Genomic DNA, 20,693 nt, shown 5'->3' on the forward strand with positions numbered 1-20,693 from the left:
AAAATACCAAAAGTAAGTAATATTTGATTTAAAAATAAAAAAGCCTTGAGATTACTCAAGACTTTTCTTCTTACTTTTTCTATTTTCCCAACTTACCCAAAGTTGACCTGCAATAAATATAGTTGAATAACATCCACTGATTACACCAACCATCATAGGTAATGCAAAAATTTCTATAGCATGAATGCCGTAGTACATTGCAAAGACATACATAATAAGGACACTAATAAATGTGGTTAAACTTGTATTAATTGATCTTGTAAGAGACTGAGTAATACTTAAATTCACTACATCTTGTAGTGGCCATTTAGCTTTATCTTTAATCTCTTCTCTAATACGGTCATAGATAACAATGGTATCGTTAATGGAATAACCAATAATGGTTAATGTAATGGCCACAAATGTATCATTGAGAGGATTCCCTAGTACGACAAAGGCAAAAAAGACAATACACACATCATGTATTAAGGCAACCATAGCCATCATCCCTGCTGATAGGCCTCCAATATGTTTAAATCTTATCCATACATAGACAACGATCATCAAAAATGAAAGTGCAATGGCTATAGCTGAATTGATCATAGCCTTTTGACCAATGTATGGTTCTACCATATAAGACTCTGCAAGTTGAATATTTGCCTCTTTAAAATGTGTCTGTAAGGTATTGCCGAGCTGCTCTTGTTCTTCTGGAAGTAACCCCTGATTACCTGCTAAGGTCACATTTAATTTTTTCTCTTTACTTCCTAAGTCACTTGTTATCTGAACTGTTACAGGTCTCTCTAGAACAGGTGCCAGTATCTTTTCTACTTCTTCTGCATTAATTTCTCCTATGTAGGTATACTTTAATACTGCTCCACCTTTAAATTGGATATCTAGTTGCACCCCTTTAGTCAAGCAAGTGATCATTCCTCCAGCTAAGAGGATAATAGATAATGCAAACGCAATCCATCTTTTCTCATAGAAAGGTACCATCTTATAAGATTTTCCTCTACTAAAAAGACAAGGTGCTTGTATCTTTTTAAATCTAACAAGAGATAAAAGCATAATTTTAGAAGAGAAAATTCCTGCTACAAAGTTTAGAACCATCCCTACTAGTAACGTATACCCAAAGGAAAGCATGGTTCCTGAGCCGAAAATCATTAAAATCACAGCTACTATTGCACTGGTTACATTCCCATCAAATACTGCTGAAAAAGCTCTGTGATATCCATTACGAATAGCCTTTTCTAAACGCATGTCTTTCCTTAACTCTTCTCCTATACGCTCACCAATAATAACATTTGCATCTACACTCATACCTAATGATAAAATAATCCCTGCTATCCCCGGTAAAGTTAAGGTGATTTGTGGAATAGACAAGGCTAAGAGTTCTGCTGCTAACTGCATGGCTAATACAATGGAACTAATAACCCCTACAAGTCTATATCTGATAATCATAAAGAGACAAATAAGAACAAATGCTACAGCACCTGCTACAACCATCACATCCAGTGCACCATTGCCAAGTGTAGGACTGATTGTACTATGATTTTTTGTTGCCATTGAGAAAGGTAATGCCCCTGCATTGATTTGATCTGCCAATGCACTGGCTTCTTGATCCGTAAAATTGCCTGAAATCATGGCATTGCCATCTGTTATGGCTTCATGGACATTTGCTGCTGAAATCAAATTCTCATCCATAAAAATATAAATAGGCTGACCAATCAACCTTTGTGTCACCTCTCCAAAGAGCTTTGTGCCTTCTGTATCAAAGCTTAATTGTACAACATATTGACCATGTTCTAGATCAGCTTGAGGTGCGCTTTGTTTAACATGTTTACCTTCCACTAAGATATTATTATTTGCATCTCTAAAGGTAAGTTTTGCTGTTTGACCAAGTTCTGCTATAGCCTTCTCTGGGTTAAAATCCTTTTCATCAGATTTCCAGGGAAATCTGACAAGTACCCTGCCATTTTGTGCATCTATCGTCACTTCTCGGTCTAGAATTTTCTTTGCATCTAGCCTTGCTTCTATAATAGACCTTGCTGCATTCATTTCCTCTACAGTTGGCTGACGCTCTAAGTCTACAGGCTCATAAATTGCCTCTACACCCCCACGAATATCTATACCATAGCGCATTTGATTGGCACCTTTTATACTACCTATTCCAAAAAACGCTACATAACTTAATAGAATAATTCCTATTAAGAAAATAAAAAATGCACTCTTTTTAACATGTCTCTCCACGTTTCATTCCTCCAAATTTTTAAAATATATTAATTTAAATTGGAGAAATAAACCCTTTTGGTCCATCCTTATGATGTATGTAAGAAATAATTCTAATAAAACTACTGATTACAAATCCTATCAATATTACTCTCATATATAATAAATAGCACAGTTGCACTTGAATACTTTGTAATAGTATCCGTAAGATCTCAATACGGTCTATTTTCACCTCTTGTCTCATCATTGTAAGTCTCATACTACTTATAACAGGTACACTCATAGACTCCCACTCTACTACATTTGAGACTTGATGCCTGAAATCTTGATTTTCTATTTTTAAGCTTTGTAACTGCTTTATGCCAAGTCCTAAGGAGAATAGCATACATAAAATCATGCACAAACTTATAGTTTTTTTGAAATAATACTTTTGGTGATTCACTGCTATTTCTCCCCCTTCTTATCTAGTTTCATCATAGTCAGTTTAAGAGGTTACGTCAATATTTATTTCAAATATTTTAGTATATTATAAACACTAAAATTAAATACTTATTCGAGGTACGCAAAAAAGCACTAACCGTTTGGTTAGTGCTTGATTTTCAACTTTGTCCCAAAATGCCGTTCCTGGTATTTTGACGCCCTAGCTTAGCTAGGTGGGAAACTAGCTATTGAAGTCCTGTTGTCCGCTGCCCAAAGGGAATTAGCTTGCGGCCTAACATTTGCTTCATAGCGCGATATCGTCTCCCGAACGTAAATTGTAGGTTCAAAATAACAGGGTCTCGAACATTACAGGAGTCATTTAAGTTATCTTTATTATATCACTTCTCTCCTCTTTTGCAAGGGAAAAATTAAAGTAATATTTTTCTTATTATTTCTTAATTTTTTTAAGTCTAAAGAAATCTTCACGTTCCTTTTCTTCAAGAACTTCTTGAATATATTTCACTTGTTCTTTGTATTTAGGAATCTGAATATGTTGAAGTGCATTGGTACGTTTTTGAGTTTTCTCAATTTCTTTAGCAAGCTTAAAAATGGAGTTTTCAATTTCTGCTACTTCATACATTAAATATTTCACTTCTCTAAACTGTTCACATGCTCTATCTAATGCTGGATTAGTGTTATGAAACCCATAAGTAGGAAATATAGGTGCTTTATCATATTTAACAGTAGGAATATCTACACCCATAACGCTTTTTAAAAGGATCTCAAAGTTTTCGTCCTTTGGAATACTTCTTGCGATATCTTCTACTTGAGCAATCCCCATTGTAATATTCACTGTTTGGAGTGCTGCATAAGCTTCATCTAATATATCATAAATCTTATTTTGAATATCTCTTGCCTTATCTACAAGAAGCATCATCTCACGAATGAGTACATTACGCTTCTTATCTAAAAGTTCAAAACCCTTTTGTGAAAGTTCAAGTGAGGACTTTGCTTTAATCAAATTGGATTTGGTTGGTGCTACAAGTAGTGCCATAACATCTACTCCTTACGAGCTTTATAGTATTTTTTAATCATATCTTGTGGAATACGATCAAGTTCATTCGCTGGTAAGATAGATAAAATTTCCCAACCTAAATCTAATGTCTCTGTCATTGAACGATTTTCATTTGGTCGTTGTGCCACAAAGCTTTCTTCAAATTCACGACCAAATTGTAAATAAAGTTTGTCTATATCACTTAAGTCATCTTCACCTATAATTTGTGAAAGGGCACGAATATCTTGAACTTTTGAATAGGCAGAGAAGATTTGGTTTGAAAGATCCGCATGATCTTCTCTTGTATATTCTTCCCCAATACCATCTTTCATCAAACGTGAAAGTGATGGTAAAACAGCAATTGGTGGATAAATATTTTTTTGGTTGAGTTCACGGCTTAGAACGATTTGTCCTTCGGTGATGAACCCTGTAAGGTCAGGAATTGGATGTGTAATATCATCATTTGGCATAGTAAGGATAGGAATAAGTGTAATAGAACCATCCCTATCTTCTAACATGCCTGCACGTTCATAAATGGTAGAAAGGTCACTATAAAGGTATCCTGGATAACCTTTACGTGAAGGTACTTCCTCACGTGTAGAAGAAATTTCACGGAGGGCTTCTGCGTAACTTGTCATATCTGTCAAGATAACGAGTACATGCATATTATGTTCAAAAGCTAAATACTCTGCCGCTGTTAAAGCACAACGTGGTGTAGAAATCCTTTCTACAATAGGGTCATCTGCCATATTAAGGTACATAACAACGTGATCAAGTACACCTGCTGCTTCAAAGCTACGAATGAAATAACTTGCATCATCATGACGCACACCCATCGCACCAAAGATAACAGCAAAGTTATCTGCATTGGCCCCTTCAATTTTAGCTTGCTTTACAATTTGTACAGCAAGTTCATTATGTGCAATACCGTTTCCTGAGAAAATTGGAAGTTTTTGACCACGAATAAGTGTCATTAAACTATCTATTGCTGAAATACCTGTTTGAATAAAGTTTCTTGGGTATTTACGTGCTACTGGATTAATAGGTCGCCCATTTGTATTGGCTCTTACATTTGAAACAATTTGATACGCCCCATCAATTGGTTCGCCTACCCCATTAAAAGTTCTTCCTAAAATTTCTTTTGAAAGAGGAATTTCAAGAGGTTTTCCTGTAAATTGTACAGAAGTATTATCGGTAGAGATACCTGCAGTTCCTTCAAAGACTTGGATAATTACTTTATCCCCTTCTATTTTGATGACTTTCCCTTTACGAGTTTCTTGGCCTCCATCTACTTTGATGTTGACAATCTCACCATAGGAAACATCTTGAATATCTGAAAGAACAATAAGAGGGCCGTCTACGCGCTCTAATTTTAAGTATTCTTTTCTCATTTTGACCATCCTAACTGTTATTCATATTTTTCCCTTAAGCTTCTATAAGTGTCCACAATTTTCTTCTCAAGCTCATCAAGAAGATAAACTTGATCATTAGGCACATCATATTTCATCTTCACAACATCATCGAAGACTCTTTCTTTCCTAATTGTAGATAAAGGTATACCTTTCTTTACACAAGCAAGTGCACTTGTATAAAGAGTGTCAATAACGCGCAACATTTTATATTGCTTTTCTAATGACACATAGGTGTCGTCTTTATGGAGCGCATTTTGTTGTAGGAAACCTTTCTTGATTGTTCTTGCAATCTCAAGTACAAGATGTTGGTCATTTGGAAGAACATCTTCCCCTACTAATTGTACAATTTCATTTAACTTTTCTTCTTCTTGAAGTAAACGAATCATCTTTGCACGAAGTGGAAGCATTTCTGGCGATACATTTTCACGATACCATTCATCTAGCATGGTTACATAACCGCTATAACTTGTTAGATAGTTGATAGCAGGATAGTGTCTTGCATAAGCAAGTTTTTTATCAAGAGCTAAGAACGCACTTACGAAACGTTTTGTATTTTCTGTAACAGGCTCAGAGAAGTCACCACCAGCTGGGGATACCGCTCCGATAATTGTAACAGATGCTTCTTTATTATTAAGTGTTGTTACACACCCCGCACGTTCATAGAACTGAGCAAGTCTTGATGGTAAATAAGCCGGATAACCTTCTTCTGCTGGCATCTCTTCAAGACGACCTGAGATTTCACGAAGTGCCTCCGCCCATCTAGATGTGGAGTCAGCCATGATTGCAACGTCATAACCCATATCTCTAAAGTATTCAGCCATTGTAATACCTGTATAAATACTTGCTTCACGGGCTGCTACTGGCATGTTAGAAGTATTAGCAATCAAGATCGTACGTTCCATCAGTGGTCTATTGGTACGTGGGTCAATAAGTGCTGGGAACTCTTCAAGTACGTTAGTCATCTCATTACCACGCTCACCACAACCAATATAAACAATAATATCTGCATCAGACCATTTTGCAAGCTGATGCTGTGTGACTGTTTTTCCTGTACCAAATCCTCCTGGAAGACCAACTGTTCCTCCTTTTGCAACTGGGAAGAAACTATCAATAACACGTTGTCCTGTAATCAGTGGTTTGTAAATTGGAATACGTTTTTGGATAGGTCTTGGGCGTCTAACTGGCCATTTTTGTGCCAATGTTAGCTCATGTACCTCTCCAGCTTCTGTCTCTATTTTTACAACTGTATCATTTAAAGTATAAATACCATTAGGTTTGACTTCGATAACTTTACCTGAAAGATTTGGTGGTACCATTAAACGATGTTCAATACTAAGTGTTTCTTGAACTGTTGCATAAATCCCACCCGGTGTAAGCACATCACCTACTTGGGCAACAACTTTAACTTCCCAAGGTGCTGTTGGATCAATAGAAAGAAGACCTATACCTTCTGGGATAAAGTTTTTAGAGATTTTTTCGATTTGTTTAAGTGGTCTTTGAATACCATCAAACATATTTCCAAGCATCCCAGGTCCTAAGGTCAGTGAGAGAGGTGCACCTGTTGGGTACACTTCCTCTCCTGCTCTAAGTCCTTCTGTTTCTTCATAAACTTGGATAGTTGCCGCATCTCCTTCAAGAGATACAACTTCACCAATCAATTGTTGTCTACCTACTGTTACCATTTCATTAACTTTAAAACTTGCCATTTTGCTTCCTTCAACAACAGGGCCGTTGACAAGCTCTACAATTCCTACTGCCTTACTCATCTAGTCCACCAACCTCTCCAATAGCTTGAAAGAGCATCTCTACGATTTCATCACGGTGGTCATCGATTAATGTAGCAATAGATAAATCAATTCTAAGATTTTTTAGCGGACTATCTAAAATAATCCCACCGATCATACTGTCCTCTTTAACAGCTGGTGTAAATTTATCTCTACTTATACCAGTTGCTTCAAGTTGAGTTAATACATATTCACCATATTGTGCTTGGTCTTCCTTTGTCATATAAAGAACAAAGTCTGTATCATAACTTCTTAAATCATCTAATTTACTCATGCTATTTTCTAAAAACTTCTTGTACTCAGGTGTTGCCTTAAATGCCACAACACGTGCTTTAAGGTGTTCCATAAATACACCAATATATTTTTCCTTAGTAAGCATTGTTTGCTTTTTAGTTTGCATTTTTGCTTTACTCATTAATTCTAATCTTTTAATTTCACCTTTTTTTCTAGCATTTTCTATTATATCATCTGCATCTTTGTCAACTTTGCGCTTGTGCTCAGACATAATCTGGGCATATTCTTTTTCCATGCCTTCGATTTTTTCACCGATTTCTGCTTTGATATCTTGTTGGAGCAGCTTAGAAAATAAGGATAATTTTTGCTCTATAGTTACCATTGTTTTCACCTCATATACGAATACCGACTGATTCTCTTATATAATTGGTAATGGCGTTTTCACTGCGCATCGTTCCATGTCTATCTGGAATTTCCATTATAAGAGGTCTTGCTACTTTTAATTTCATATCCATAATCTCTTCTTTTGCTAAATCCATTGTACGTTCTGTGACAATGACAAGACCAATTTCTTCATCTTTCATTGCAGTCTGTAGCGCTTCAAGGAGTTCTTCTTTCTCATGTACAATGACTCCTCCTATACCTGCTAAGCGCATACCTACCCAGGTATCTCTATTATCGCTAATTAAAAAAGATTTCATAGCTTCTACTCTTTTCTAAAAAGATTTTTATACAAAAAGAATTAAGATAGAAATAATCATACCGTAGATTGCGATACCTTCTGCCATACCTACGAAGATTAATGTTTTACCTAAGATAGATGAATCTTCTGATACTGCTCCAATTGCTGAAGAACCTACTGCACCTACTGCACGACCTGTACCCATTGTTGCAAGACCTGTACTTAAAGCTGCTGCAACATATTTAAGACCATCACCAAATGAAGCACCTACTGTAGCTGCCGCTGTTCCTGCTTCTGCAGCAAATACTGGGCTACTCATTAACATAAATACAAATGCACCTGCAAGAACAAATGAGAAAGCTGAAAGTGAAGTTGTTGTTGCATGTTTTAAATTTACTCTTTTATTTTGACGCATAATACGAACTCCATAACCAATTGTACTTACTGCAATTACTGCTGCTAAAATAACCATAATTTCCATTTTAAATGTCTCCTTTTCGTGTTTCCTTATATTGATTTATTAATCTTCTATTTTAATTGGTGCGTACATTTCGCCGTCACCTGTAAAATACTTACTAAACATTTCGTAGTATTGAAGTCTTAGACCTTGTATAAATACAACTAAGCCCTCAAGGGTTAAAATCAAGATATTACCAATAATTAAAATAATAAATTTTAATATAAAACTACTTGTCATCTCTGACATTACTAAGAATGCCATAAATAATCCAGCATGGTTAAGTGCAAAAGCACCTACACGGATGAATGAAATCCCATTACTCAAAGCACCTAAGATAGTTTCAACACCTTCAAAAATACTTTCAATAAAGTAAGATCCTACTTCACCATGAATATATGGTTTTTCTCTTTTGATCATGTTGGTAAGTGGCTCTTTTAATATCATAATAATGAGCATAAGTGCCATAATACCTAGCGGTACAAAAGGTGATACTGGGATAAGTTTAAAGATTGCAACCAATGTTCCTACAAATCCCATAAAGAAAATATATCCTGCGATACCATTCTTACCAAATATACCATCCTCAATGTCACCTCTTCTAAGTGAATTGATAATTCCAATAATATATGAAACTGAAAGTACTACTACCCCAAATACAACACCTGAAATAAGAACAGGCATAATATTAACTTTTGAAAGTGGGCTACCTACAATATGTGGCAACCAAGGGAGTTGTTCATGTTCAAGTCCAAATAAACTACCATAGACAAAACCAAAGGTAATAGAACTTAGTCCAAGTCTTGTTAAAATACCTCCAGCCACTTTGCTCTTCTTAGCAATCAAAATTCCTGCTAGGAAGTAGATAAATCCTTGACCAATATCTCCAAACATAATCCCAAACATAAGCATAAATGTAATGGCTAAGAATGGTGTTGGATCTATTTCATGATAAGATGGTAGGCCATATAGCTCTACAATCATTTCAAACGGCTTAAACAGCCAGTTATTTTTTAATTTTGTTGGTGGAATCACTTTCTTATCTAATTCATTTGCATCTTTGGCTATAACAACAAATTTATCTGTGATATCTCCAATTTTTTCTTCAATATGAAGCTGGTCTTTTTTACTTACCCAGACATTCATCACAAACAAGTTATTACCATGAACAATTTCTTCTTTTATTTTAAGTATCTTTTCTTCAATCTTAATTCTTGTATAAATCTTATTTAATGCTAAGGTTTTGATTTGTAGATTGTTAAGAAGTACTTTTTCAATTTGTGCTACTTCATTCTGAATTTCATTAATTTTTTCTGTTGTTGACTCAACTAAAGTACCAGGCATTGTAATAATATCATCTGGTATTCTAAGTGGTGTCCAGTTTAAAGATTTAAGCAATCTTTTAGTTTCTTTCTTAAATTGCTTTGGATAAAGAACCAAGTAGATATCTTCTCTTGAATCTTCTATATCCCCAATCTTTAGTACAATTGCACTGATATTTTCATAGTTTTTCTTAATTTGGATTTTATTATCGTACGATAACATCCCTACTTGGAAATCAAAATAATTAAGATCATGTAAATCATTAAAATTACACCATTGATCTTTAATACAACTTACTTTTTGCTTGAAGTTTTGAAGCTCTTTAAGACGTGCTTTTTTATTATTGACAGCCTCTATATTCTCCCATAGTTCTGTCTTTAAGTTTACTAAATCACTCTTTGCTTCAGCTAACTGGTACTTGCGCCCCACATTGACTTTATCTAGTTTTAATGTAAGTCCCATACCACTTGCGATGGTTTTAACCTCTTCAAGCATCTCACCATAATCTGCTTCCATATGTGCATAATTTTCAATAACAGGTAGTGCATCTTGCGGCATCATTGCTTCATATTGATGAACCATATAATTATTGTCATATACATCATTATGTTCTAAGTTTAGGTGAATACTTTCACTGAGTACTAACTCTTCTAATATTGCATGCTCATCTTCGAGTGAGCCTACCAGATTGAGCAAGACCATTTTTTCAATAGCCATCTACTGTTCCTCCACTCATCATAATGTATAAACAAGGTATTTTTTAATCTCTTCTTTATCAAGACCATAACGGATGCCTTCTGTAACAGCTATAAGGTCTTGAGTCTCAATTTCTAAGACAAAAATATATCTAAGAGCGAGTGCAATAGAATCTTCATCATTTATTTTATGAATCGTCTCATAAATGACGTTATCCATATTTCTCTCTAACAGGATATCCCCTCTTCTGCTGAATACATCAGCCTTTAAATGTTTTTCTGCTAAGCTTTCGAATTCGCTTAATGACTTAGCATAAACTAGTTTTTTGAGGCCATTATAAGAAATGTTTCCTCCTGGCAAACTATAAACCATAATTTCTTCTCTCGAAATGTCATAATACTTCATTCCACGATAAATCCATTGAATATTTAAGCAGTCGATCTTAAGTCCTATAATTTGTTTAACCACCTTGTAGTCATTTGGACTAAGTTTTTCAGCTTTTTTCATCAATAGCCTATAGTACAGGAGATAAAGTTTCATTTCCATATGGAATTCGCGTGTCACTACATCTTCTTGTGTCATTGTTTTTAAGTCTTCATAAAAAACCGTACCTTTAAGTGCTTCAACGAATCCTGCAACGGATTGACATGCGATCAGCTTATCATAGGATAATTTAGTATGTGCTTCTGAGTGTACAAAGTGTCTTTGAAAATCATTAATACTTTCATTTCTTGCAATCGCCCGTAATATAAGTTGTAAGTCACTGATGTCATATTGCAAAAGTAATGCTTTTACAAAGTCTTTGTATGGTCCTGAAAAATAATGAAGCATCTTTTCTATTTCATCTACTACATAACGCTCTAAGATCATTTCAAGTTCACCACGGTGAATATCTTCTGGCTTGTTATTGTCTAGGTGAACACTATATCCATAGCGTTTTTTAAGGAACTCAGTAAACTGTGCAACAGATGTATAATCTAGCACCTTGTTCCAATCTTCTCGTGTCAATAAATTTTTCTTTCTTGTATGCAACTTGCTATTAATTGCATTATAAGATGCATAAGCATTCATATTACGCCTCCACTAGAAAAAGTTTGTTAAACACCTGTTCAAGTAGGGGACCTTCCACTTGTAAATATTTATTTTCAATAAGAAGAACCTGTTTCTTAGCTTTCTCTTCTTCAAATTTGTATTGCTCATCGGCAGCTTTTATGACACTCTGATATGTTTCTTCCGCCTTCTCTTTCGCACTTGCCAGTCGTTCCTTTTCATATGCTTCCATCTGGGCTTCATAGTAGGCTTTACGTTCATTAATCCGACTTTCCTGTTGCTTCTTGTTTTCAAGTGCATTGGAATCGATTTTAATGATCTCTTTTATAATATCTTCCATGCCTTTCACTCCTTACTGTCCATTTATTCTTTTTATGAATCACCATTCATTATATATCACATTCTTTATTCTATCACCATATAAAAAAAAAGAAAGTGGTATTTTTGTTAATTAGACATTTTTAACAAAAACTACTAATTTATCTTCGCATTTTCTAATTAGTCTATTATTATTATACAGTTATATATTCCATTTTTTCCCTATTAATAAATAAAAACAAAAAAAAGAGAAACCTTTTCTAAGGTTTCTCTTTTAAATTTGTTCTATTTGCTCAATGAAAAGTTGTCTATTCTTACCGAATAAATAAAATTCCATTCCTTGATAACCATTCATCTCTTCATTAAAAAGTATGGTACAAGTTACTTTTCTTTTACCTTCTTTAATTTTAATATCTTTAATATTAGATTCTTCTAATTCATATCCAGAAATATTAAAATGTTTGTCTTCATTTAAAGCGACAAAGCTCATGCCACTTAATAAGCACATTGTAATAAGTAGAATTGTCATCACAATACTTGAAACATTTAAACGGCTATGACCATATACGGTCATAACATTAATAATAATTGTACATACGGTTGCAATTTTAGCTACAGTAAAGAAAAAGTCCTTCTTAAAGATTACATATTTCTTACCACTTGGATACTCTTCCATAAATTTTTTCAAGATCTTATTATTAATAAGTCTGATGATAACAAGTACCAGTGTAATAATTGCTACTAAGCAATATGACCAAATGATATCCATTCTACTCTCTCCTTATCTAAAACCCATTTTAAAAAAATAACTGCCCAGAGGCAGTTATTATTTATTCATGCAGCATTGTTTGTACTTTTTGCCACTACCGCATGGGCATGCGTCATTACGTCCAACTTTTTTACCAATAACAACTGTTTTTGATTTTTTGAAGTCTCTTTTAACTTCTTGACGTTCTTCTTTTGTAAGAAGGTTTTCCCATTGTGGTAAGTTATATAACCAATCAGCTTGAGCATCAAGCATATTCCAGTATAATTTTTTAAGATCAAATTCTAATCTTACTGTTGATTCTGCTGTTAAAGTATCTAAATCGTATGTGCCAGCTTTAAGACTTTCATTGATTCCATCTACGAAACCTACGAATTCTACTTCTGTCATATTGAAACGTTTAGCAAGGTCAGCTACTGTACCTTCAACGATTGTTTCTATATCTGAAAGAATTTCAGCATATACGTTTCTTTCCATTGTTAAATATCTTTCAACTACTTTTTTGTATTCTTCTGTTGAGCGTGCTTTCGCATCTTCACCATAATTGTCCCATTGTTGATATAATGTCATAATCAATAACTCTCCTTTTTCTTTTAACGTATGTTAGTACTATTTTCTATAGTATAAACGTCTTGATTAAGCATATCTATTATACATTATTTTCGACATTTTTACTACATCTATTTTTTATAACCTATCCTTAATACAATAGCACATTTTTATGGTGTTTTACAAGCCCTCACACAAAAGCTCAGCCTAAGAACGCTCTTACAACTTGCTTCATTTCATCTACTTCACATATGGTTTTATGCTTAATTTCCATAGTTTCTAGATCGCGAATAGTCGATGGCATTTTTTCATTTAAAAGTTTTTCCATCTCTTTTAATAAGATGAAATCATCTTGTGCTTTATACTGGTTGTCTATTGCTCCCATAACACTTCCTGTAAATTTATAAGGACTTGCTGTAGATGCAATCACGGTTGGTGTCATATCTTGTGTACGATTTTTGTAATCCTCATAGACTGCATAAGCAACAGCTGTATGTGTATCCATTAAATAATTTTCTTCATCGTAAACTTTTCTAATTGTCTTTGCTGTTACCTCATCATCTGCATAACCTGCTGCAAATAATCCCATATTTTGCTTCATATCTTCTGGAATTTCATACACGCCTTGATCTTTAAGTGCACCCATTAATTCATTTACAAGTTCAGCATTCTCATTACTCATATGGTACAGGAAGCGTTCTAAGTTACTAGAAATTAAAATATCCATTGAAGGTGAGTTGGTAATATGGAAGTCACGTCTTCTATCATAGATCCCCTTTTCAAAGAAATCTGTCAGTACTTTATTCTTGTTGGATGCACAGATAAATTTATGTATTGGAAGACCCATTTCTTTTGCATAGTAGGCTGCTAAAATATTACCAAAGTTACCTGTTGGTACAACTACATTCATTCGCTCCCCAACCTTAATACTACCTTCTTTTACAAGTTGACCATATGCATAGAAGTAGTAGACTACTTGAGGTACAAGACGTCCAATATTGATAGAGTTAGCTGAAGAGAACACATAACCCTTTTGCGCTAATTCTTTTTCAAGTTCTGCATCTGCAAAAATCTGTTTAACCCCTGTTTGCGCATCATCAAAATTCCCTTTAATTCCCACAACAAAAGTATTGTCACCTTTTTGTGTAGTCATTTGACGCTTTTGTACATCACTTACACCATCTTCTGGGAAGAATACAATAATTCTTGTACCTGCAACATTTGCAAATCCTTCTAAAGCAGCTTTACCCGTATCTCCTGATGTTGCGGTTAAAATAACAATTTCTTTATCTTCTTGCTGATAAGTTTTACTTGTGGTCATAAGATAAGGTAAAATAGAAAGAGCCATATCTTTAAAAGCTAATGTTGGACCATGGAATAACTCTAAAAAGTGTGCTGATAGAATAGTTTTTAATGGTGCAATTACTGATGTATCAAATTTTTCATCATAAGCTTTATTAATACATTCCTTTAAATCTTCTACTTTAAAATCATCAAAGAATAAACGCATCACACGATAAGCTAATGTTTGATAGTCAAATTCTAATATGTTTTCTAAAGTAAAGTCCATTTTAGGTAATGCCTTTGGCACAAATAATCCACCTTCTTTAGAAATCCCCTGCAAAATTGCTTCTGTACATGTAATATTTATATTCCTGTTTCTTGTGCTTTGGTATTCACTCACATTCATCACTCCTTCACATACGTTATAAATAAATCCCTGTATAAATCTATACCTAGGATTATACCATACTTAAACTTAAAACATATGCAAAATATTATTCCCATTCCCTTCATTTTTTTGAATAAATTATACAACACTTCTGTCACATTCTGTCGCAATAGGGCATAGCCTATAGTAGGGAATTTATAGAAAGAGATAAAAAATTTCCCTATTATGTTTTATGGGAGGAATGTTTATGTCATTTTGTTATTCAGATAGTCTATGCCATCTTGTTGGTCAAAAAGCTATTATCCATAGTGGCAACTGCCGCTACAAGGTTTTCATATGCAATATTACACCTAGCTATGTAAAAGCTATAGAGATTTGTTCTGGGAACATTAAAATCTTCAATATGTGTCATATTGACTTTATTGAACCTTGTTGCTGTTAGGAGGATTGAAAATGAGTGCATATCGTAGAGATTATGATGCATATGATGAATCTTTCTTCGGTAGACCTGCTCCATGCCCACCATCAAGACCTATTCCTTGCTATGAGGAATCTTGGGAATGCCAACCATCTTGTAGTAGACCTTGTCCACGCCCAAGACCTAATCCTTGCTGTGAGGAACCTTGTGGATGCGAACCTTGCTTTGGTAGGCCTAATCCTTGCCCACCTCCAAGACCTATTCCTTGTTGTGAAGAACCTTGTGGATGTGAACCTTGCTTTGGCAGGCCTAATCCTTGCCCACCTTCAAGGCCTATGCCTTGTTGTGAGGAACCTTGTGGATGTGAACCCTGTCATTGTACACCACCTTGTGGAAGGCCTCATAGACCTTGCTGTGATCCTGAAAATGTATATTCACCCTGCAGGCCAGTACCACCACTTAATCCTTGCCCATGTGAATGTCCTTGTAATAAAGGACCTGAAAATTTATATGGACCATGTGATAGAAGACCATGTCATCACCCATGTGAATGTTCTATGGCCTCTGAGCTCCGTAGGTTAATTGGTAAAAAGGTTATGTTATGTCTTACTCACAAACGAGGTCCTGCATGTATTTTGGATGTAGATGAAAAATGTGTAAAGGCCATGGCAATAGGATCTGGTAAAATCATTTATATCAATATAGATAGCATTGTAAGCTTTAAAGAGATTTGTTGATGAGAGAATATAGAGATTGGAGCTGTTGCAGTTAGCAACAGCTCCTTTTTTATATGTAATAAGGCCTTACCCAATTCTTTAAGCACATGAGTGGAACGACTGCATGAGATAAGAATATTGGATAAGGCCTTCATAAAAGCACTTTTTGATATTTAAAATTTGGAATGGTTTATATATCTATAAGTTTAGGAATTATATGTTAGGTTGAGTATAAGGTTATTGACATTATTTTTTACGTTTATTTTTCAAGTGCTTTTAATGCTACTAAGTTTAATAGACTCCATGGTTTATTGAAGTGTGGTTGGAAGAAGAAGTCTGTCATTGCTAACTCTTCTACCGTCATGTTATTTTGAACCACTACTGAAAGTGTATTCATAAGTTGTGTTAAGTCATATTTAGAAAGAATTTGACCACCAAGTACACGGTGTGTTCCTTCTTCATATACAAGTTTGATCATTGCTTCTTCATGAGTAGGCATGAATTCTGGTCTATAAGCATCTGTAATTGTTACAGATTGTACTTTTAAATCAGTTGTTGCTTTTGCAGCTTCTTCTGTAAGACCTGTTGAAGCAATATTATAATCATAAATCTTAATACCTGATGTACCTTGTGTACCCATGTATTTTAAAGTTGGTTGAACTAAATTCATTGCAACAAGAGTTCCCATACGTACAGCATTTGTTGCAAGTGGGATATAACGACTTTCACCTGCTGGATTGTAGTTAACTACACAGCAATCCCCTGCTGCAAATACATCTTCTACACTTGTGTGCATATATTCATCAATGATGATTGCACCGTTTGGTAACATATCTACCTGACCTTGTAATAATGTAGTGTTTGGTTTGAATCCAATACAAAGTACTACTAAATCTGCTTCATAAGTACCTTTACCTGTTACAACAGCATTTACTTTACCATCTATTCCTTCAAAACGTACAACTTTTTCACCAGTTGCAAGTTTTACACCATGGTCTGTGAAAGCTTCTTCTGCTTTATCAGTGAATGGTGCATCTAAATATTTACTCATGATACGTGTCTCTGCATCAATAAGTACTGTTTCTTTCCCAAGAATTTCGAAAGCTTCTGCTAATTCTACACCAATGTATCCCGCACCGATTACGACAATACGATTTACTTGTTTAGCTTTTTCGATAATTGCTTGAGAATGATTGTAGTTTTTAGAAAGTACAATATTTTCAAGTTCAATGCCAGGGATTGGAGGAACAATTGGCCAAGAGCCTAATGTAACGATAAGTTTATCGTATGTGTCTTCAAATGTTTCACCTGTGTTTAAGTCTTTTACTTCTACACATTTATTTTTTACGTCTACTTTAATAACGTCATGTTCCATCTTTGTTACAACGCCAAGTTCGCTTAATCCTTCTGGTGAATTATAGAAAAGTCCTTTTGGATCTTTTACGACATCCGCAACATGAAGGGCAATACCACAAGATAAGAAAGAGATATTGTTATTTCTTTCATAAACTGTTACCTCAGCATCTGGATAGAGTTTTTTAGTATTTACAATAGCTGCAGTCCCTGCATGGGTGCATCCAATTACAATAACTTTCATAGTTTAAACCTCCCTTAGAAGTTCTTTTTTGCTCACCATTATTATATTACAACTCCAACAAATAATCAACTAATAATTATTATTTGTTGTTAAAAATTTATTTTGATTGGTATTTAATGATAAAAAAAGAATCTTGATGCTTAATTCTAACTAGAGTTAGTTTTACATCAAGATTCTTTTATTATACTTATTTATTATTTGTTTTCATAAACTTCTGGCTTTAAGATTCCTACAAAAGGTAAATTACGATAATGTTCTGCATAATCAATACCATAACCTACAATAAATTCATCTGGCATTTCAAAACCAACATAATCTACGTCTACATTTTCTTTACGTCTTGCTGGTTTATCTAACAGTGTACAAAGCTTAATGCTAGCTGGTTTTCTTGTATTAAGCATTTCTGTTAAATACTTAAGTGTTAAACCACTATCAATAATATCTTCAACAATCAGTACATGTTTATCACTAATACTTTGTTCAATATCTTTCATAATTTTAACTACACCTGTAGATTCTGTAGCATTGCCATAACTTGAAACGATCATAAAATCTATGTTTAAAGGCATATTAATTTGTCTAATTAAATCACTCATAAAAACATTAGAGCCTTTTAAGATTCCAACTACAAGTAGATCTTTTCCTTTATAATCAGCCGTAATGGCTTCCCCTAATGCTTTTACTCTCTCATGAAGTTCTTCTTCTGTTAGTAAAACACGTGCGATATCGTTTTGCATCTTCGTCCACCTCATATTTGTCTATTCATGATTCTATTATAACAAATCCGTTCTTTAAACTCAAACAAATTTTAATTTATGTGTTAAAATGTTCGTGTTTTTGAAAATATTTTTTATAACTGTCTAAAAATCGGTTTACGTTTTTCAAAAGTTGTATAGTGTGTAAAACCTATATTTTTAAGCATTTTAGCTGCTTCTTCCCACAAAAAAGCTACGTGTTCATTTTGGTGACTATCTGAACCAATTGTGATTATCTTACCGCCTAATTCTAAATAACGCCTTAATATAGGGATTTGTGGATTGAAATGCCCTAGTCCATAGCGTATACCTGAAGTATTAATCTCTAACCCCTTTTCCTTCTTAATAAGGTATTTTAAGATTTTATCAATTTGTTCCCTATAAAGTTGTGTATCTAGATACTTCACTTCATATTCACCATAGCGACTAATATAATCTAAATGCCCGTAAACATCAAAGTTATCAAAATGCTCTAATGTATCGATTACATGATTAAAGTATCCTCTATAAGCTTCCTCTGAAGTTTTCCCTATAAAATATTCGCCATAAAAAAGTTCTGTATCTTCACATGTATGCGTTGAACAAATAATAAAGTCAAAGGGTTTATCCTGAAGAAGTGCTTCAATTTCTTTTTTATAGCGAGTTTCAAAGCCTACTTCCACACCTATACGTATAGAAATTTGATCTTTATACTTTTCTCTATAGCCTTGTAGTGTTTGGATGTATTCGTCTACATGAGGTGATAGATTCCATTTGCCTTCTACCAAATCCATTTCAAAATGGTCTGTTATTGCTATTTCATCCATTCCTTTTTGTATTGCTGTTTCTATTTGACTTTCAATACTTGTGTTGCAGTCTGTAGACATCGCTGTATGCATATGATAGTCTGCTTTATACATCTTTTTCTCCCATCCTCATCCTATTCTACGTTTATAGCTTATCACCCTTATGCTCTATTTATAACCTATGCCTTGCTAAAAGGCTTATACACTTGAATAATAGCTTCAGCTACTTCTATACCATCTACGCCTGCTGATGTAATACCACCAGCATAGCCTGCACCTTCACCTGCTGGATAAATTCCTTTAATATTACATTCATAAGCTTCATCACGTCTTATACGAATAGGTGAAGAGCTTCTTGTTTCAAATCCTGTTAATATAGCATCTGGATGGTCAAAGTTCTTGATTTTCTTACCAAATACACCAAGTGCCTCTACAATAGCTTCTCCCATAAATGTAGGAATTGCTTCTCGTAAATTGCTAAAAACTACACCTGGTTCATAAGTTGGCTTCACAATTCCAAGTTCTGTCGTTATTTTACCTTCTATAAAATCACCTACGCGTTGAAGAGGTGCTTTGTAAGTTTTATTTCCTAGCTCATAAGCTAATATTTCTAATTTTCTTTGAAGCTCTACCCCTGCTAATGGATGCTCTGAGCCAAAATCTTCTGGACTAATATTAACAAGGACTGCACTATTAGCATTTACAGCATCACGTGCATATTCACTCATGCCGTTTGTAACAACCATACCTTCTTCTGAAGCCGAAGCAACAACATAGCCGCCTGGACACATACAAAATGTATATACTGCACGTCCATTACTTGCATGATGTACAAGCTTGTATTCTGCTGCACCTAGCTTTGGATCATCCTTATGGGTGTCACCATACTGAGAGCTATTGATCCAATCTTGTAAATGTTCAATACGCATCCCCATAGCAAAAGGTTTTTGAACCATATTCACACTGTGTTCATAAAGCATTTTAAATGTATCTCTTGCACTATGTCCTAATGCAAGTACACAAACCTCTGTTTCAATCCACTCATTGTCATTGATTTGTACTGCCTTCAACTCACCTTCTTCAATACGAAGTGCTGTAAGTTTAGTTTCAAAACGGTAACTTCCACCAAGCCTTTCAATTTCATGACGAATATTCTTAACAACATCCCTTAATACATCCGTTCCAATGTGTGGTTTGTTTTTGTAGCGAATTTCTTCTGGTCCACCGAACCTAGCTAATTCTTCAAGTACTTTATGACAACGAACATTTTTAATTTGTGTAGTAAGCTTTCCATCTGAAAAGGTTCCTGCCCCACCTTCTCCAAATTGAACATTAGAGATTGGACTAAACTTGCCTTCTTTCCAAAAAGCTTCTATATCTTGCACACGTGCATCAACTGCTTTTCCACGTTCAATGACGATAGGCTTATATCCCATCTGAGCAAGTATAAGTGCCGCAAACATACCACAAGGTCCACTACCAACTATAACTGGACGATGCTTAAGTACTTTATCTCCTACTTCTGGATAATAATAATTAAGATCTGGTGTTTTTAAATTAGGAAACTTCTTAAGAAGTTCTTTTTCTTTTTTTGTTTCTACATCTACTGTATAAACAATTTTTATATCTTGCTTTTTACGTGCATCTATCGCTTTTTTAAAAATACGATACTGCTGAATATCTGCTTCTCCTATACGAAGCTTTTTTGCTATTTTATTTTTTAATACACTTTCATCTTCTTTTAAAGTGAGAGAAAGGTCTTGTACTCGAATCATATTTGTTTCCTCAAGCTTTCTAATT

At 34.4% G+C, this 20,693-nt stretch carries 20 protein-coding genes; 2 read left to right on the forward strand and 18 right to left on the reverse strand.

The features are described 5' to 3' along the window. Nucleotides 1–51: 51 nt before the first annotated feature. The 14 genes from secD to thrC all read right to left on the reverse strand — a co-directional run bounded on the left by secD (nucleotide 52) and on the right by thrC (nucleotide 14,634). A complete protein-coding gene (gene secD / locus PBV87_RS20690; RefSeq protein ID WP_271013572.1) occupies nucleotides 52–2,226 on the reverse strand; it encodes a protein translocase subunit SecD in 2,175 nt (724 codons plus the stop codon). A gap of 34 nt (nucleotides 2,227–2,260) precedes the next feature. Then, nucleotides 2,261–2,647, reverse strand: coding sequence for a hypothetical protein (locus tag PBV87_RS20695; protein ID WP_271013573.1), 387 nt, complete (start codon nucleotides 2,645–2,647; stop codon nucleotides 2,261–2,263). A gap of 426 nt (nucleotides 2,648–3,073) precedes the next feature. After that, nucleotides 3,074–3,679, reverse strand: a complete 606-nt coding sequence (locus PBV87_RS20700; RefSeq protein WP_053985538.1) for a V-type ATP synthase subunit D — start codon at nucleotides 3,677–3,679, stop codon at nucleotides 3,074–3,076. Between the two features lie 5 nt (nucleotides 3,680–3,684). Continuing rightward, nucleotides 3,685–5,070 (reverse strand): V-type ATP synthase subunit B, encoded by a 1,386-nt coding sequence (locus PBV87_RS20705; protein ID WP_053985539.1) that lies wholly within the window; start codon nucleotides 5,068–5,070, stop codon nucleotides 3,685–3,687. 17 nt (nucleotides 5,071–5,087) lie between these two features. Continuing rightward, the gene (locus tag PBV87_RS20710; RefSeq protein WP_053985540.1) at nucleotides 5,088–6,857 is read right to left on the reverse strand and encodes a V-type ATP synthase subunit A; all 1,770 of its coding nucleotides are present in this window, start codon (nucleotides 6,855–6,857) and stop codon (nucleotides 5,088–5,090) included. Next, complete coding sequence (locus PBV87_RS20715; RefSeq protein ID WP_271013592.1) at nucleotides 6,850–7,491, reverse strand: V-type ATP synthase subunit E; 642 nt, start codon at nucleotides 7,489–7,491, stop codon at nucleotides 6,850–6,852. The genes PBV87_RS20710 and PBV87_RS20715 overlap by 8 nt, the downstream gene beginning before the upstream one ends. Before the next feature lie 10 nt (nucleotides 7,492–7,501). Next, nucleotides 7,502–7,810 carry a V-type ATP synthase subunit F gene (locus PBV87_RS20720; protein ID WP_053985542.1) on the reverse strand — a complete coding sequence of 103 codons (309 nt, stop codon included), beginning with the start codon at nucleotides 7,808–7,810 and terminating at the stop codon, nucleotides 7,502–7,504. Between the two features lie 27 nt (nucleotides 7,811–7,837). Then, the gene (locus PBV87_RS20725; protein ID WP_053985543.1) at nucleotides 7,838–8,272 is read right to left on the reverse strand and encodes an ATP synthase subunit C; all 435 of its coding nucleotides are present in this window, start codon (nucleotides 8,270–8,272) and stop codon (nucleotides 7,838–7,840) included. 39 nt (nucleotides 8,273–8,311) lie between these two features. After that, on the reverse strand, nucleotides 8,312–10,288 hold the full coding sequence (locus PBV87_RS20730; protein ID WP_053985544.1) for a V-type ATP synthase subunit I: 1,977 nt from the start codon (nucleotides 10,286–10,288) through the stop codon (nucleotides 8,312–8,314). Between the two features lie 18 nt (nucleotides 10,289–10,306). Then, nucleotides 10,307–11,338 carry a V-type ATPase subunit gene (locus PBV87_RS20735; protein WP_271013574.1) on the reverse strand — a complete coding sequence of 344 codons (1,032 nt, stop codon included), beginning with the start codon at nucleotides 11,336–11,338 and terminating at the stop codon, nucleotides 10,307–10,309. 1 nt (nucleotide 11,339) lies between these two features. After that, a complete protein-coding gene (locus PBV87_RS20740; RefSeq protein ID WP_053985546.1) occupies nucleotides 11,340–11,657 on the reverse strand; it encodes a hypothetical protein in 318 nt (105 codons plus the stop codon). Nucleotides 11,658–11,909: 252 nt separating this feature from the next. Continuing rightward, on the reverse strand, nucleotides 11,910–12,404 hold the full coding sequence (locus tag PBV87_RS20745) for a hypothetical protein (protein ID WP_271013575.1): 495 nt from the start codon (nucleotides 12,402–12,404) through the stop codon (nucleotides 11,910–11,912). A gap of 57 nt (nucleotides 12,405–12,461) precedes the next feature. Next, nucleotides 12,462–12,971, reverse strand: coding sequence for an SEC-C metal-binding domain-containing protein (locus PBV87_RS20750; RefSeq protein WP_053985548.1), 510 nt, complete (start codon nucleotides 12,969–12,971; stop codon nucleotides 12,462–12,464). Between the two features lie 181 nt (nucleotides 12,972–13,152). Continuing rightward, nucleotides 13,153–14,634, reverse strand: a complete 1,482-nt coding sequence (gene thrC / locus PBV87_RS20755) for a threonine synthase (protein ID WP_330680498.1) — start codon at nucleotides 14,632–14,634, stop codon at nucleotides 13,153–13,155. 235 nt (nucleotides 14,635–14,869) lie between these two features. Between thrC and PBV87_RS20760 the strand changes: the two genes are divergently transcribed. Together PBV87_RS20760 and PBV87_RS20765 are read left to right on the forward strand one after the other, a co-directional pair. Further along, complete coding sequence (locus PBV87_RS20760; RefSeq protein ID WP_053985550.1) at nucleotides 14,870–15,064, forward strand: hypothetical protein; 195 nt, start codon at nucleotides 14,870–14,872, stop codon at nucleotides 15,062–15,064. Nucleotides 15,065–15,075: 11 nt separating this feature from the next. Beyond that, the gene (locus tag PBV87_RS20765; protein ID WP_271013577.1) at nucleotides 15,076–15,777 is read left to right on the forward strand and encodes a hypothetical protein; all 702 of its coding nucleotides are present in this window, start codon (nucleotides 15,076–15,078) and stop codon (nucleotides 15,775–15,777) included. A 238-nt stretch (nucleotides 15,778–16,015) separates the two neighbouring features. Here the strand turns inward: PBV87_RS20765 and PBV87_RS20770 are convergent, their stop codons facing one another. From PBV87_RS20770 to PBV87_RS20785, 4 genes are all read right to left on the reverse strand, one after another. Next, complete coding sequence (locus PBV87_RS20770; protein ID WP_271013578.1) at nucleotides 16,016–17,353, reverse strand: FAD-dependent oxidoreductase; 1,338 nt, start codon at nucleotides 17,351–17,353, stop codon at nucleotides 16,016–16,018. Nucleotides 17,354–17,547: 194 nt separating this feature from the next. Beyond that, nucleotides 17,548–18,090, reverse strand: coding sequence for a hypoxanthine phosphoribosyltransferase (gene hpt / locus PBV87_RS20775; protein WP_271013579.1), 543 nt, complete (start codon nucleotides 18,088–18,090; stop codon nucleotides 17,548–17,550). 113 nt (nucleotides 18,091–18,203) lie between these two features. Beyond that, complete coding sequence (locus tag PBV87_RS20780; protein ID WP_271013580.1) at nucleotides 18,204–19,007, reverse strand: histidinol-phosphatase HisJ family protein; 804 nt, start codon at nucleotides 19,005–19,007, stop codon at nucleotides 18,204–18,206. Nucleotides 19,008–19,072: 65 nt separating this feature from the next. Next, a complete protein-coding gene (locus tag PBV87_RS20785; protein WP_271013581.1) occupies nucleotides 19,073–20,668 on the reverse strand; it encodes an NAD(P)/FAD-dependent oxidoreductase in 1,596 nt (531 codons plus the stop codon). Between the last annotated feature and the right edge of the window lie 25 nt (nucleotides 20,669–20,693).

Origin of the sequence: Holtiella tumoricola, from assembly GCF_027857615.1 — a bacterium.
GTDB classification, from domain to species: Bacteria; Bacillota; Clostridia; order Lachnospirales; family Cellulosilyticaceae; genus Holtiella; species Holtiella tumoricola.